Below are 14,532 nucleotides of genomic sequence, written 5' to 3' on the forward strand. Positions count from 1 at the left end.
ATCCGACTGATTACGCAGAGCGATAGTCGTGAGGTGGAAGGGGATGCCGGAGGAGTGGGGTTGGTATTTCCGCAGGTCAGTGGGGCGAAGGGTGGGGTGGTGCGGTGTTTTGAGTGCGGGGGTTACCGGGTGGGGCGGGGTGGGTCACCCTGCTGGAGGTGAATTTCCCGACGTCCCGCAGGAGATGACATGGTCGTTGTCTGGAACGATGTGGCCCCCGCGCTGATCGAGGCGATGGTGGGGCTGCGGCCCGGTGGGATGACCTACCGGCGGGTCTTTCCTGGCCGGATGGATCAGGTTCCGGTCGCTCGACGGTTCATCCGGTTCCTGCTGGAGGACTCGCCGTGCCGGAACGACGCCGAGCAGATCGTCGCCGAGCTCGCGGCGAACGCCATCGCGCACACGAGCAGCGGGAGCCCTGAGGGGACGTTCATCGTCGAGCTGACCCGCAGGACGACGGTCGTCCGGATCACCGTCTATGACTGCGGCCGAGGCGCCACCCCCCGGTTCGGCCCGCGCCGCGACGCCGACCCGCTCGCCGAGGGCGGCCGGGGGCTGGCCGTGGTCGCCGCCCTGGCCTCCAGGGTCGGCTTCCGTGGCACCCAGTCGAAGGGCCACGCGGTCTGGGCCGAGATCCTTACGGTCTGATGGCCTCAGGTCTCGGTGCCTCGCGGTGATGTCTTTCGCGCCCTTCCTGGCATGAAGATGATCTGTGTGATGCGGCGCCGCATCTCGCTCGCTGGCATCATCGGAGGCGGGCGAGGCGGGGAGGAATCGAGATGTCAGATAGTTCGAGGGCCTTCAGCGAGCTCCTCGCGCTGGCGGCGGAGCGGGAGGGGTACAAGGTCGAGTGGTATGCCGGGAAGATCGTGATGCAGGCGTCCGCATCCGCCTTCCATAATCTGATCGTCAGCGAGACGATCCGTCAGATTCCCTCTGATGCGTGGTGGGCTCTGCCCGACATGAGGGTCGGGACTCCGGGTGATCATCGGGGGCCGCAGCCCGACATTGTGATCATTCCTGCCGGAAGTCTCAGCGACGACGAGAACCCGGTTCGTAAGGAGATCGTGGCGGCGGTCATCGAGGTGGTGTCGAAGAACACCCGTTCCGAGGACTACGGCGACAAGCCGGAGGCGTACGCCTCGACGGGGATTCCCGTCTACGTGATCATCGACCGGAAGTGCGAGACCATCAGGGTGTTCAGCGAGCCCGATGTCAACCGCTACACCCGCGAGAACGTGAGCTCCTTCGGCAAGCCGTTCACGCTGCCGGAGCCGGTGCTGCTGACGATCGGCACGGAGGGTTATCCGGCCGCCCTGTAGCGGCGGTGGTGCGGCGGGCCCGGTGACCTTCCCTACCAGTCACCGGTGCCGAAGGTGTTCTCGTCGCGGTCGCCGTCCGTCACCCACCACAGGGACGGCGCCGAGCCCCATTCCGGTAGGTGATTGACGGGGGGCCAGGTCAGCAGCAGTTCGTCCCGGCCGTCGCCGTCGTAGTCGGCCGACGTTCGGGGAAACGCCGGGCGTTCGTCGGGGCGCAGCTTCCGGCCGGTCGGGTCCGTGGCCGGTCCGAGCCGGCGGATCGTCCTCCCGCCGCGTCGTAGCCCGTTTCCCCCGCCGTGGAGGAGTTCGACGCCGTCGGGGCGGCGGGCGATCGCGAGGTCGTCGGTCCCGTCGCCGTCGTAATCTCCTGCCACCATCGTCCGCGCGGCTTTGACGTTCCTGAACACCTGTGGCACGCGCCGGGCCCCGCCGAAGTAGACGGTCATCACGCCGTCGACGTGGGGTGGCTCGGTCTCGTACCCCGGCTCGTTGTTGCGGCCGCCGCTGTCGGCGACCACGACGTCGCCCCTGCCGTCCCCGTCGAAGTCCCCCAACGCGACGGCGTTGCCCTCGTTCAGCCGCCGGCTCCGGTGGGGCAGCCCGCCGGGGCCGCCCCTGAGGAGCCACGACGCCGACTGCCCGCCGTCGTTCGACTCGCGCACGAGCAGGTCGGTGGCGCGCCTTCCGCCGATCCTGCCCGCGACCAGGCCGCCGGAGTCCAGGGTGACCTCCGACGGATGGACGACGCGACGGTGGGGGACGCCCTCCCGGGTGAACGGCCCGTACAGCACGGCCAGGCTCTTCATGGTCGAGTCGTTCCCGCTCGCTCCCTCCGTTGTCGGCGTCCACAGCGCCAGATCGGCCGCGCCGTCGCCGTCGAAGTCGCCCGGCACCGTTTCCGCGCGGAAGTTGTCGGGGGGTACCGGGGTTCGGACGGCGGTCGGTGGCGCCTCCGGATCCACCCCCTCCGGGCCGCCCCACAGGATGTACGGGATGTCCGGGGGGCTGCCCGCCCTCGCCGCGTGGCCGTGGACGAGGACGTCGGCGAAGCCGTCGCCGTCGAGGTCGGCCGTGCTCGTGGACCCGCCGAACTCAAGACGGATGCCGGGCACCACCGTTCTGGTCCGGGGGTTCAGGCCGCCCTTCGAGCCGTACACGATCACGAGGTCGGGTGACCAGGAGTCGTGGGACATGACGAGGGTCAGGTCCGCGAAGCCGTCGCCGTTGACGTCGCCGGGCTCTCGGCCGCCCTTTCCCTCGGGGGGCGGTGAGGCCTGCGACCGTGGCGACGCGGGCCGGGGGGACGGCGACGGTGGTGGCGGTGGCGGTTCGGGGAGCAGCGCCGACGGTGTCACGTACGGGGCCGGAGACGCGTCCCGCCCGTCTCCGAGGCTGCATCCGCCGAGCAGGAGGACGAGTGCCAGGGCCGTTCCGGTTCTGGTTTTTATCGCGCCCTCCCACATGTATGGGGATATTAGGACCTAGAAGACCCGGAAGTGGTGGAACATCTCGTAGGCGGCGTCCTGGGCGGAGAAGGACCTCGCCTCGGAGCGTTTGACGGCGAGGTAGGCGGAGGCGCGCAGGGGGCCGAGGGCGTTCATGAGGACGTCGTCGGACTCCAGGGCGTCCAGGGCCTCGTCCAGGGAGGCGGGGAGGCGGGGGACGCGTCCTGGGGGGAGGGTCGCGGGGTCGACGTTGACGGGGTCGCCGGGGTCGAGGCCGCGGCGGATGCCGTCCAGGCCGGCGTGGATGACGGCGCCCAGCGACAGGTAGGGGTTGGCCGAGGAGTCGGAGGGCTTGAGCTCCAGGTTGGCGGACGCCGAGGTGTCGCGGCCCGTGGGGGAACAGATCCGTACCGCCGCCTCGCGGTTGTCCATGCCGTAGCAGGCGTACGCGCTCGACCACGATCTCGGTGTCAGGCGCCGGAAGCTGTTCACCGAGCCGCAGGTGAGGGCGGTGAGTGCGGGGAGGTGGGCGATGAGGCCGCCGATGAAGTGATAGGCGGTGGCCGACATGCCGTAGCGGTCGGAGGGGTCGGCGAAGGTGTTGGCGCGCAGTGCGGTGTCCCAGAGGGAGAGGTGGAGGTGGGCGCCGTTGCCGGGCTGGTCGGCGAGGGGTTTGGGGGCGAGGGAGGCCCACATCGACATGCGGGTGGCGACGCCTCTCACCGTCTCCCGGTAGATGACGTGGTTGTCGGCGGTCTGGAGGGCGGGGGCGTGACGGATCGACAGTTCGTGCTGGCCGTGGCCGAGTTCGGGATGGTAGTGCTCGGGCCGCAGCCCTTGTCTTTCCAGGGCGTGGACCAGGGCCATCGTGTAGTCGTGGAGCTGGTTGAAGCCGACGGTGGAGTAGCACAGGCTGTCGTCGGCGGGGATGAGGCGATCCGGGCCGCCCTCTGGGTCGGGTGCGCGGCGGCCGAGGGTGAACTCGGGTTCGTAGGCGGCGACGAGGGTGTGGCCCTCGGCGGCCAGGGCGGCGACGGCCTCGCGCAGGAAGGTGCGCGGGCAGACGGGCCAGGAGGAGCCGTCGACCTGGCGCAGGTCCGCCAGCATGGCCGCGCTGCCGGGAGCGTAGGGCAGGTGGACGAACGTGGCCGGGTCGGGGACGAGGCGGACCTCCCCGACGGGGCCGAGGCCCTCGACGTCCTGGAGTTCGTCGAGCATGTTCATCGCCATCATTCCCACGGTGTGGCCGATGCCGGTGTGGAGCCGCTCGGCGAGCCGGGAGTGGGAGGTGGCCTTGCCCCTGATCACGCCGCCGTGGTCGGCGTACAGGAAGCGGATGAGTTCGACGCCCTCGGTGTCGGCGCGTTCGATGGCGCGAAGGGCCGCGGCGTCGAGTGTGTGAGGAGCGGTCATCGCCTGGTGATCTCCTATGCCTCCTGCGTGATACGTCCTCTGGGATGCTCCGGGGAGGTCGTGGGGTTACGGTCCGCGGTTATGTGGTGAGTACGTCGGCGTTGCCGTTGTCGGAGCAGGGGGAGCTCGACGGGGGGAGGGGTGCGGGGGGTGAGTCGGCGCAGCGGCAGGTGATGGTGATCGTCACCGTGCCGGCGGTGCACCCGCCGGAGGGAACGCAGGCCTCGACCGGGACCGTCCAGGTGCCCGGTATCCGGGAGGTGCCGCCGAGCAGGCCGTCGGCGTCGAGCGTGATCCCGGCGGGAAGCAGGGTGGGGCTGGTCACCTTGAAGGAGAGCCTCTCGCCGGTCGGGTTGGTCGGCGTGATCCTTCCTGTCAGCGGCCGGTCGACGGCGGTGCCGAAGTGGCCGAGGAGGGGGTGGGCCGAGAGGGAGGAGGGACCTTTCGTGCTCCCTGAGCTCTCCGACGCCTCTATGCCTGCCGGGCTTTCCTGCGCTTCCGTGCCGCTCGGAGCTTCGGTGGCGGGGGCCCGGACGGTGATCCGGGGGGAGGGGGGTGCCGGTATGGGGTCCGGTGTCGGGGTCGCGAAGGCGACTCCCGGGGTCGCCAGCACGCCGCACGTGACGGCTCCCGCGATGATCGCCCCGAGCCCGGGGAACCTCTGCCTGCCGTGCATGAAACGATCCCCCGTACGAGAAACGGATTTCCCACCCAGGATGCAGGAAAGATCATCAAGGGAGTGCCGTGATGTCTTCCGTGGTCACCCATGATCGGGTCAGGACGTTCGCCGTAGGGTTACCACCCTGGTTCCGTACCACTCTGTACGGTGGGGCCGCGCGGCTTCGGGCGGCGGGGTGCGAGGGGACCTCGTGGGGGCGGGCGGTTTCCGGCGACCGTCGCGATACGTTTCCGGGATCGGCGGGGCCGACGGCATGACTTTCGAGGCGAGGGGTGTGCGCTCCCCTGTGGATCAGACGGGAACGCGGGTGACGCGGTTAGGGGCGGGAGGGGACCCGCCGGGTGGTTAGGTGAGCACGCGGGTGAAGAACAGAGCCAATTGGTCTGCTCCCCTGATGATCCCGTCGAAGACTCCGTTGACCGCGCTCGCCGCCTCGGCGGGCTTGGTGAACAGATAGAAGACCACGAAAGCTACCGCGAGGTAGGTGAGGATCTTCTTTACCTGCATGGGGGCCTCCTGGCAGTTCCAATCCCAGCCGTATATACCCGAATTTTATCGATCATTGGCATCTGCGGCCCGGGTGGCTCCCGGATTTTCGATGATCATACCCGTCCCGCGGAAGCAAACCGTGGTCTGGTCGGGAGTTTGGCATAGGTCACACTCGCCATCGTGGGGTCGCGAGGCGCTCCTGTCCAATCTTCACTGCCAGGTATACCGGTAGGGCTAGATCGGCGCCGCTCGTACGCCGATCCCGGGGGAGCTTCTTTGCCGGGCCGATCACCGGCCCGGTGATCGGCTCTGTGTTTCCCCGGCAGGGACGGTCGGTTTCGCTAGACGCCCAGGGAGGCGTCCATCAGCCTGGCCACGGCCTCGTCGTCACCGTTCACGGTCACCTTGGCGTGGGACTGGCGCCCGAAGCAGAACAGCAGCAGCTCTCCGGCCGTGCCCGTCACCTCGACCTGGGGACCCTCCTTGGCGCCGCCGACGGCCGTGCCGCCGCCGACGCGGTGCAGGACGACTTTGACGGGGGCGCGGCGCAGGAACAACCGGGCTCCGCGGTGGATCTGCTTCCAGAACCTCTCCTCCAGCTCGGCCGGCAGCTCCCGCGGCTCCCAGACCCGCTGTGCCCGCCGTACGTCCTCGTGGTGGACGAAGAACTCCGTCGTGTTGGCCGCCTCGTCCAGGCCGGGCAGGCGGTAGGGTCCCCCGGGGCCGGAGCGTACGAGCTCGACGAGGCCCGCGTACCCCTTCCTGGTCTTCGTGGACTCCTGCACCCTGGCGGTGTGCCCGGCCAGCGGCTTGAGGAGGATGCCTGCGGCGGCGTCGGGGCGGCGTTCGCGGACGACGAGGTGGGCGGCGAGGTCGAAGGTGGTCCAGCCCTCACAGAGGGTGGGAGCGTCCGGGCCGAGCCGGGTGAACAGATCGCTGAGCTCGGCTCGTTCGGTGCGGGCGTAGTTCATCTGTGATCCTGACAACGTTGTCGAACGGGCGATGAGTGGGGTGGGCGCGACATCGCCGAAGGTGGTTCGGGAATAACCGCTTGATCCACAGTGATAGGGACTTAGGTAGCAACGTTCCCCCGTCGAAAGGACATCCCCCGCGTGGCGAGCAAGATGACCGGCGCAGTCATGCGTAAGGGACTCGGGGTCCTGGGGGTGGCCGTTCGGGCGGAGAAGCCGATCTTCTCCGCCGCGGTGCTGTCCAGTGCCCTGTACGGCGTGATGACCGTAGCCTCGGCGTGGGCGCTGGGCTGGGCCACCGACCACGTCGTGCTCCCCGCCTTCAGGGACGGGCAGATCACGACGGGCACCCTCGCCGTCGGCGCGCTCCTGATCATGGGGGCGTCCCTGATCAAGGCGCTGGGTGTGGCGGGACGGCGGTATTTCGCCGGGGTCATGCAGTATCGGATGCAGGCCCGCTCCCGCCGGGATGTCACCCGCCAGTATCTGAGGCTTCCCCTGGCCTGGCACCACAGGCACCCGACCGGGCAACTGCTGTCCAACGCCGGGTCCGATGTGGAGGCCGCCTGGGCGCCGCTCGCCCCGCTGCCGATGGCGGTCGGCGTGGTCGTGATGCTGGTCACCGCCGCCGTCGCTATGGTGATCACCGATCCGATCCTCGCCCTCGTCGGTTTCCTGGTCTTTCCCGCGATCGCCGTGCTCAACCTGATCTACCAGCGCAGACTGAACCCGCTCGCCACCCGCGCGCAGCAGTTGCGCGCCGAGGTCAGCGAGATCGCCCACGAGAGCTTCGACGGCGCCCTGGTCGTCAAGACCCTCGGCCGCGAGGACGAGGAGACCGCGAGGTTCCTGGCCAAGGCCGAGGAGCTGCGCGACGCCAACATCGCCGTGGGCCGGGTCCGCGGCCTGTTCGACCCGCTGCTTGAGGCGCTGCCCACCCTCGGCGTGCTCGCCGTGCTGCTGATCGGCGCGATGCGGCTGGAGAGCGGCGCGATCGGCTCCGGGGTGCTCGTCCAGGTCGCCTACCTGTTCACCCTGCTGGCCTTCCCGATCCGCGCGCTGGGCTGGGTGCTCGCCGAGCTGCCCCGCGCCGTCGTCGGCTACGAGCGGATCCAGGCCGTGCTGGAGGCCACCGGTTCCATGGAGCACGGCGCCGTCGAGCTGCCCGGCAAGGAACCGGCCAGGCTGGAGGTCCGCGGCCTCGGCTACGCCTACGGCGACGGGGAGTTCCCCGTCCTGCGCGACGTGAGCCTGGAGGTCGCCTCCGGCCGCACCGTCGCCCTGGTCGGCCCCACCGGGTCCGGCAAGTCGACACTCGCCCAGACCCTCGTCCGCCTGGTCGACCCGGCGGAGGGCGTGGTGCTCGTGGACGGCACGGATCTGCGCGACGTCGCCAGGAACGGGGTGAGCGACGCGGTGGCGCTGGTGCCGCAGCAGACGTTCCTGTTCGACGACACCGTACGCGGCAACGTCACCCTCGGCCTGGAGGTCGGCGACGAGGAGGTCTGGGCGGCGCTGCGCCTGGCGCAGGCCGAGGGGTTCGTCAGCGCGCTGCCCTCGGGGCTGGACACCCGGGTCGGCGAGCGCGGCACCAGCCTGTCGGGCGGCCAGCGCCAGCGGATCGCCCTGGCCCGCGCGCTGGTGCGCCGCCCGCGGCTGCTCGTGCTCGACGACGCCACCTCCAGCGTCGACCCGCAGGTCGAGGCGAGGATCCTGTACGGGCTGCGGGACGCGGCCCAGGTCTCCACCGTGGTCGTCATCGCCTACCGGATGGCGACCATCGCCCTGGCCGACGAGGTCGTCTACCTCGACCACGGCCGGGTCGTCGACCGGGGCGGCCACGCGGAGCTGCTCGCCCGCTGCGAGGGCTACCGCAACCTGGTCACCGCCTACGAACGCCAGGGTGCCGAGCGGGAGGCGCTCGACGCCGAGCGAGAGGAAGAGGTCAGCGCGTGAGGAAGCAGTCGTGGGTCCGCCTGCTGAAAGGACGGTGCCGGTGAGCTCGTTCCAGGAGGTCGAGCGCTCGGGGCTGGCCACCGTCAGGCACGGCCTGTCGCTCACGCCGGAGTTCCGCAAGGGGCTGGCCGGGACGCTCGCGCTCGCCGTGGTCGCCACGGCCGGCAAGATCATCGTGCCGATCGCCGTCCAGCAGACCATCGACACCGGGCTCGGGGGAGGGGCCCCGGACGTGGCCTACATCCGCACCGCCGTGCTGTTGTGCGCCGCGGCCGTGGCGTTCACCGCGCTGTGCGCGTACCTGATGAACGTCCGCCTCTACAAGGCCACCGAGTCCTCTCTCGCCACGCTCAGGGTGCGCGGCTTCCGGCACGTGCACGACCTGTCGGTGCTCACCCAGAACACCGAGCGCCGCGGCGCCCTCGTCTCGCGGGTCACCGGCGACGTCGACCAGATCAGCGTGTTCATGCAGTGGGGCGGGCTGATGATCATCATCGCCCTGGGGCAGCTCCTGGTCGCCACTGGGCTGATGTTCGTCTACTCCTGGCAGCTCGCCCTGGTGGTGTGGGCGTGCTTCCTGCCGCTCATGGTCGTCCTGCCGCGCTTCCAGCGCTGGCTCTCCGGCGCCTACACGCGGGTCCGCGAGCGCACCGGCGACATGCTCTCGGCCGTGAGCGAGTCGGTCGTGGGCGCGGCCGTGATCAGGGCACACGGATCGGAGGCCCGTACGGCGGAGCGGCTCGACGTCGCGATCGACGCCAACAAGGCGGCGCAGGCGCGCACCCAGCGGATCGTCGCGACCGTGTTCCCGCTGACCGAGATCGTCGCCGCCGTCGCGCTGGCCGCGGTGGTGCTGGTCGGGGTGCGGCTCGGGCTGGCGGGCGACATCACCGAGGGGCGCCTGGTCGCCTTCCTGTTCCTCATCACGCTGTTCGTCTCGCCGATGCAGGTCGCCACCGAGGTGCTCAACGAGGCGCAGAACGCCGTGGCCGGATGGCGGCGCGTCCTCGGCGTGCTCGACACCCCCGCCGACGTCGCGGACCCGGGCCCGGACGGTGTCGAGCTGCCGCGTGGTCCCATCTCGGTCTCCTTCGAGGACGTGGGGTTCTCCTATCCCGGAGGGGCGCCGGTGCTGCACGGGGTCTCGGCGCGGATCCCGCCGCGCTCGCGGATCGCGGTGGTGGGGGAGACCGGCTCCGGCAAGACGACCTTCGCCAAGCTGCTCACCCGCCTGATGGACCCGGTCTCCGGGCGCATCACGATCGACGGCCACGACCTGCGCGACGTCCGCTTCTCCTCGCTGCGCAGCCGCATCGTGATGGTGCCGCAGGACGGGTTCCTGTTCGACGGCACCCTGGGGGAGAACATCGGTTTCGGCCGCCCCTCGGCGACCGAGGAGGAGATCCGGCTCGCCATGACCGAGCTGGGGCTCGCCGATTGGCTGGAGGGGTTGCCCGCAGGCCTGTCGACCAGGGTCGGCCAGCGCGGCGAGTCGCTGTCGGCGGGCGAACGCCAGCTCGTCGCGCTCGCCCGCGCCTACCTGGCCGACCCCGACCTGCTGCTGCTCGACGAGGCCACCTCCGCGGTTGACCCGGCGACGGAGGTGCGGCTGGCCCGCGCCCTGGAGGGCGCCACGCGGGGCCGCACCGCCGTCTCCATCGCCCATCGGCTCTCCACCGCCGAGGCGGCGGACGAGGTGTTCGTCTTCGACAAGGGGCGGATCGTGCAACGCGGCCCGCACGCCGAGCTGGTCCGCGAGCCCGGTGTCTACGCCGACCTGCACGCCTCCTGGGTCTCCTCGGCCCGCTCCTAGCCCTGCTTCCGCACGCGACCCGATCACAGCGGGTGATCACCGGCCGCGCCGGACCGGGGATGGTCCAGCCCCCGCGCCGACGCGGCACGTGCGGCAGGAAGGAAGAATGGGAAAAGGGGGTGGTTCGGGAAGGACTATCCGGCCCGTGCCGAGGTAGGGACAGGGCGGAGGCGGGCCCCACGTCCGCCCGAGGGAAGGGACCGATGGCGGAGTTGGTTGGCGGGGAGCTGCCGGACGGCCGGTTCCCCGTGGTGAACATTCACGCGGCCCTGGAGCGCAGCGACCTGCTCGACGAGCTGGCGGACCTGCGGGTCGACGACGATGACGACGACGACCCCGTCCTGGTCCGCCAGGACGGCAGTCCGGTCGACACCTGGCGGGAGAAGTATCCCTACGACAGGCGGATGGAGCGGGCGGAGTACGACCGGATCAAGCGGCTGCTCCAGATCGAGCTGCTCAAGCTCCAGTACTGGATCAAGGACACCGGAGGGCGTCTGGTCGTCCTCTTCGAGGGGCGTGACGCCGCGGGCAAGGGCGGCACGATCAAGCGGTTCATGGAGCACCTCAACCCCCGGGGCGCGAACGTGGTGGCGCTGGAGAAGCCGAGCGAACGCGAGAGCACCCAGTGGTACTTCCAGCGCTACATCTCCCACCTGCCCGCCGCCGGAGAGATGGTCTTCTTCGACCGTTCCTGGTACAACCGCGCCGGGGTCGAGCGGGTGATGCGCTTCTGCACCCCCGAGGAGTATCTGGAGTTCCTGGAACAGGCCCCGGAGTTCGAGAGGATGCTCGTCCGCGACGGCATCCACCTGGTGAAGTTCTGGTTCTCGGTCTCGCGCTCCGAGCAGCGCACCCGGTTCGTGATCCGCCAGGTCGACCCGGTGCGGCAGTGGAAGCTGTCGCCGATGGACCTGGAGTCGCTCGACAAGTGGGAGGACTACACCGCCGCCAAGGAGGACATGTTCGTCAACACCGACACGGAGGAGGCCCCGTGGACGGTGATCAAGAGCAATGACAAGAAGCGGGCCAGGATCGAGGCGATGCGCCACCTGCTGAGCCTGTTCGAGTACGAGAACAAGGACCACGAGGTCGTCGGCGTCCCCGACCCCAAGATCGTCGTCCATGCCGCCGACGTCCTCGACGACGACCGCGGCCACTGAGACGACGACCGCCCCTGTTTCCATGTCGGTGCCGCCCGGACGTCTTCGCCCGCGGCTCGGCCCTCCGGCGCCGGCGGTGCCGTGCTCGTCCTGCCCGCTCACGTGGCCGGGCCGGAGGCCACCCCTCCCCCCTGTTGCGGCACAATTGCCGCATGTCCCTTGACCCCGCCATCGCGGCCCGGCTGAAGCGCACCGCCGACGGGCTGGTTCCCGCCGTCGTCCAGCAGTACGACACCGGCGAGGTGCTCATGCTCGCCTGGATGGACGACGAGGCGCTGCATCGCACGCTCACCACGGGCAGGGCCACCTACTGGTCGCGCAGCCGGGGAGCCTACTGGGTGAAGGGCGACACCTCCGGCCACGTCCAGCACGTCAAGTCCGCCGCGCTCGACTGCGACGGCGACACCGTCCTGCTCAAGGTCGACCAGGTGGGCGCCGCCTGCCACACCGGCGACCGGACCTGCTTCGACGCCGACGAGCTGACGGTGACCCGGGCGTGACGGCGAGGCGGGAGCTGTGGACCTGGCTCGCGGTGTGCGTGGCCGGTGCCGCGCTCGTGCTCCTCGCCGCGGGACGCGACTGGTTCACCGTGACGTACGGCACCCGCGAGGTCGCGGTCTCCGCCGCCGAACTGGTCCCCGCCCTCGGCCCCGGCGCCTGGGCGGCGCTCGCCGCGGTGGTCGCCGTCCTCGCGACGAAAGGGGTGTGGCGCGGGCTCGTCGGAGCGGTGATGGCGCTCGGCGGGGCCGGGATGATCGCCGGTTCCTGGTGGGGAGGCGGCGCGAGCGCCGCGCTGCGGATCTCCGCCGAGCAGGCGCCGCTCTCCGTCGGCTCCACCCCGCAGGTCGCCTCGGCCGTCGTCTGGCCGATCCTCGCCTCCGTGGGAGGGTTTCTGCTGGCCGCCGGGGGAGTGGCGGCGATCGTGCGCGGCGGGCGCTGGCCGGGCATGTCCGGCCGGTACGACCGGCAGGGGGCCGGCCCCGCGGGCGGTACTGCCGCCGCACGCGGTGGTGCCCCCAGCGAGCGGGAGTTGTGGGACGCCCTCGACGAGGGCGTCGATCCGACGACCGGTCCCGACCCCCGCGAACACTGACCTTCGCGAGCCCCTGGGCGGACGGCGGGTTCCGCTCGTTCGCACGACGTCCGCGGTTCCCGCCGTGTTCCCGGTTTTCCCGGCGCGGGGATCTTCTCATGTCGTTTTGGTGCCCTCCCGCCGTCCGGGGCGGGTGTGCCCTCGGCCACGACTTGCTCACAACGCGCTCGCGAGCGTGAACGGATCGTCTCCTCCTGGGAGTGTTTTCGCTAAGATTTCGCCTGTAACTCGGATAATGGGGAGTCATTCATGAGCTACGGCGATCAGGGTGGCTATGGCCCGCCCCCGAAGAGCGGCGGCTACGGCTCCTCGGGTGGTTATGGCTCTTCGGGCGGTTACGGTTCCGGAGGGTACGGTGCGCCCGGTGGCGGTTACGGGGGGTACGGCCCGCCGCCGCGGGGCAACAACGGCATGGCCATCGCCGCGCTGATCATGGGCATCGCCGGGCTGTTCATCTGCGGACTCCCCTCGATCGTGGGCGCGGTGCTGGGGCACATCTCGCTGGGGCAGATCAGGCGGACGGGCGAGGAAGGGCGGGGCATGGCCGTCGCGGGCCTGGTCCTGTCCTATTTCGGCATCCTGTCCTGGCTGGCGGCGCTGGTGTTCATCTGGGTGATCGGAGCCGGTGCCCTGATCCTCGGTGGCGCCACGGGCTACTGACGCCGACGCTCGCGCCGCCGGTGAGGGGCGCGTGAGTGAGTAAGTAGGGTGGCCGGTGGGGGTGATCACCGGTGAAGGGTGCTGAAGGACCGTGGTGACGGGGAGGATCGCGGGTTCGCGTGCCGTGGCCGTGCTGGCGCCGCTCGGCACCGCGCTGGCCGCCGGCGCGGCGGTCGCGTTCGTGGGCGCGGTGGACCCCAACGAGCCGGGCCACTACCCGCCCTGCCCGTTCCTGCTGCTCACCGGCCTCTACTGCCCCGGTTGCGGAGGCCTGCGAACGGTGTACGCGCTCGCCCACGGAGACCCCGTGGCGGCCCTGGGGCTCAACCCGCTCGTCGTGCTCATGGTCCCGGTGCTGGTCCTGCTCTGGGGCCGGTGGGCGCTGCGTGCCTGGTCGGTGGGCGGACCGGCCGGAAAATCCGGTGGCGGGCCCGGATGGAAATCCATACGCCCGGTCTACGTGTGGTTATTGCTCGCTTTGATGGTCGTGTTTTGGATAGTGCGAAATCTTCCTTTTGGGGAATTCCTGGCCCCATAGTCACCGATAGGTCTCACCCCGTGGCGGGGCGACCCCGGCCGGGCCGATAGCATCGGCGGAACAAGGGCAGTCGACCGGGAGGGGCCTTACTCGTGAGCGAGCGGAGCGAACGAACCACGGATACGGCGGCGTTCGCGAACCCGGCCCCTGAGCTTCGCGAGGAGGGCAAGTGAGCGTGCTTGAGGAAATCCTCGAAGGAGTCCGCGCCGATCTGGCCGAGCGCCAGGAAAGGGTGACGCTGGCCGAGCTCAAGGAGCGGGCCGGGCGGGCACCGGCCCCCCGTGACGCGTACGCGGCACTGGGCGGCGACCAGGTGGCGGTGATCGCCGAGGTGAAGCGTTCCAGCCCGTCCAAGGGCGCGCTGGCCGCGATCGCCGACCCCGCCGCGCTGGCCGGTGACTACGAGTCGGGTGGCGCCCACGTCATCAGCGTGCTCACCGAGCGGCACCGCTTCGGCGGCAGCCTCGACGACCTGGCCGCCGTGCGCGCCGTCGTCGACATCCCGGTGCTGCGCAAGGACTTCATCGTCACCTCGTACCAGCTCTGGGAGGCCCGCGCCTACGGCGCCGACCTGGCGCTGCTGATCGTCGCGGCGCTCGACCAGAACGCGCTGGTCTCGCTCATCGAGCGGGCCGAGTCGATCGGGCTCGCCCCGCTGGTCGAGGTGCACACCGAGGAGGAGCTCGACCGGGCGCTCGTCGCCGGAGCCAAGATCATCGGTATCAACGCGCGGAACCTCAAGACCCTTGAGGTCGACCGAGAGGTGTTCGTCAAGCTGGCTCCCAAGATCCCCGAGGGCGTCATCAAGATCGCCGAGTCGGGTGTGCGCGGCCCCCACGACCTGCTCGCCTACGCCAGGGCGGGAGCCGACGCCGTCCTGGTCGGCGAGAGCCTGGTGACCGGCAAGGACCCGCGCGCCGCCGTGGTCGACCTGGTCACCGCCGGTGCCCATCCCGCATCCCGACCCGAGGGGCAGTAAGCCAGTGACAACGC

15 protein-coding genes are annotated in these 14,532 nt (G+C 70.5%); 10 read left to right on the forward strand and 5 right to left on the reverse strand.

The annotated features are described in order from the left end of the window. The first annotated feature begins 189 nt into the window (after positions 1-189). Both AB0B90_RS12145 and AB0B90_RS12150 read left to right on the forward strand, forming a co-directional pair. Complete coding sequence (locus tag AB0B90_RS12145; protein ID WP_350948151.1) at positions 190-648, forward strand: ATP-binding protein; 459 nt, start codon at positions 190-192, stop codon at positions 646-648. A gap of 131 nt (positions 649-779) precedes the next feature. Beyond that, the gene (locus tag AB0B90_RS12150; protein WP_350948152.1) at positions 780-1,322 is read left to right on the forward strand and encodes a Uma2 family endonuclease; all 543 of its coding nucleotides are present in this window, start codon (positions 780-782) and stop codon (positions 1,320-1,322) included. A 32-nt stretch (positions 1,323-1,354) separates the two neighbouring features. Here AB0B90_RS12150 and AB0B90_RS12155 read toward each other — a convergent pair whose 3' ends face one another. From AB0B90_RS12155 to AB0B90_RS12175, 5 genes are all read right to left on the reverse strand, one after another. After that, entirely contained in the window at positions 1,355-2,785 is a 1,431-nt protein-coding gene (locus AB0B90_RS12155; protein ID WP_350948153.1) for a VCBS repeat-containing protein, read from the reverse strand. A gap of 18 nt (positions 2,786-2,803) precedes the next feature. Then, positions 2,804-4,180 carry a glutamine synthetase family protein gene (locus tag AB0B90_RS12160; RefSeq protein ID WP_350948154.1) on the reverse strand — a complete coding sequence of 459 codons (1,377 nt, stop codon included), beginning with the start codon at positions 4,178-4,180 and terminating at the stop codon, positions 2,804-2,806. A gap of 79 nt (positions 4,181-4,259) precedes the next feature. Continuing rightward, positions 4,260-4,856 carry a putative Ig domain-containing protein gene (locus AB0B90_RS12165; protein WP_362922401.1) on the reverse strand — a complete coding sequence of 199 codons (597 nt, stop codon included), beginning with the start codon at positions 4,854-4,856 and terminating at the stop codon, positions 4,260-4,262. Between the two features lie 348 nt (positions 4,857-5,204). After that, positions 5,205-5,366 (reverse strand): hypothetical protein, encoded by a 162-nt coding sequence (locus tag AB0B90_RS12170; RefSeq protein WP_344744406.1) that lies wholly within the window; start codon positions 5,364-5,366, stop codon positions 5,205-5,207. 323 nt (positions 5,367-5,689) lie between these two features. Beyond that, a complete protein-coding gene (locus AB0B90_RS12175) occupies positions 5,690-6,319 on the reverse strand; it encodes a TIGR03085 family metal-binding protein (protein ID WP_350948156.1) in 630 nt (209 codons plus the stop codon). Positions 6,320-6,472: 153 nt separating this feature from the next. On the opposite strand from AB0B90_RS12175, the gene AB0B90_RS12180 reads away from it, so the two are divergent. The 8 genes from AB0B90_RS12180 (at position 6,473) to trpC (ending at position 14,518) form a co-directional block, all read left to right on the forward strand. Further along, entirely contained in the window at positions 6,473-8,275 is a 1,803-nt protein-coding gene (locus AB0B90_RS12180; protein ID WP_350948280.1) for an ABC transporter ATP-binding protein, read from the forward strand. 40 nt (positions 8,276-8,315) lie between these two features. Then, the gene (locus AB0B90_RS12185) at positions 8,316-10,088 is read left to right on the forward strand and encodes an ABC transporter ATP-binding protein (protein WP_362922403.1); all 1,773 of its coding nucleotides are present in this window, start codon (positions 8,316-8,318) and stop codon (positions 10,086-10,088) included. A 203-nt stretch (positions 10,089-10,291) separates the two neighbouring features. Then, positions 10,292-11,248: a polyphosphate kinase 2 gene (gene ppk2, locus AB0B90_RS12190; RefSeq protein WP_350948158.1), complete on the forward strand. Its 957-nt coding sequence runs from the start codon at positions 10,292-10,294 to the stop codon at positions 11,246-11,248. Between the two features lie 152 nt (positions 11,249-11,400). Next, the gene (gene hisI, locus AB0B90_RS12195; RefSeq protein ID WP_362895313.1) at positions 11,401-11,748 is read left to right on the forward strand and encodes a phosphoribosyl-AMP cyclohydrolase; all 348 of its coding nucleotides are present in this window, start codon (positions 11,401-11,403) and stop codon (positions 11,746-11,748) included. Further along, a complete protein-coding gene (locus AB0B90_RS12200; protein WP_362922405.1) occupies positions 11,745-12,341 on the forward strand; it encodes a Trp biosynthesis-associated membrane protein in 597 nt (198 codons plus the stop codon). Before hisI ends, AB0B90_RS12200 begins: the two co-directional genes overlap by 4 nt. Positions 12,342-12,590: 249 nt before the next feature. Next, on the forward strand, positions 12,591-13,001 hold the full coding sequence (locus AB0B90_RS12205; RefSeq protein ID WP_362922407.1) for a DUF4190 domain-containing protein: 411 nt from the start codon (positions 12,591-12,593) through the stop codon (positions 12,999-13,001). Positions 13,002-13,095: 94 nt separating this feature from the next. After that, positions 13,096-13,539, forward strand: a complete 444-nt coding sequence (locus AB0B90_RS12210; RefSeq protein WP_362922409.1) for a DUF2752 domain-containing protein — start codon at positions 13,096-13,098, stop codon at positions 13,537-13,539. Between the two features lie 169 nt (positions 13,540-13,708). After that, a complete protein-coding gene (trpC, locus tag AB0B90_RS12215) occupies positions 13,709-14,518 on the forward strand; it encodes an indole-3-glycerol phosphate synthase TrpC (protein WP_350948163.1) in 810 nt (269 codons plus the stop codon). Positions 14,519-14,532: the final 14 nt, after the last annotated feature.

The sequence above is a fragment of the Streptosporangium sp. NPDC049078 genome, from assembly GCF_040648855.1.
Classification (GTDB): Bacteria; Actinomycetota; Actinomycetes; order Streptosporangiales; family Streptosporangiaceae; genus Streptosporangium.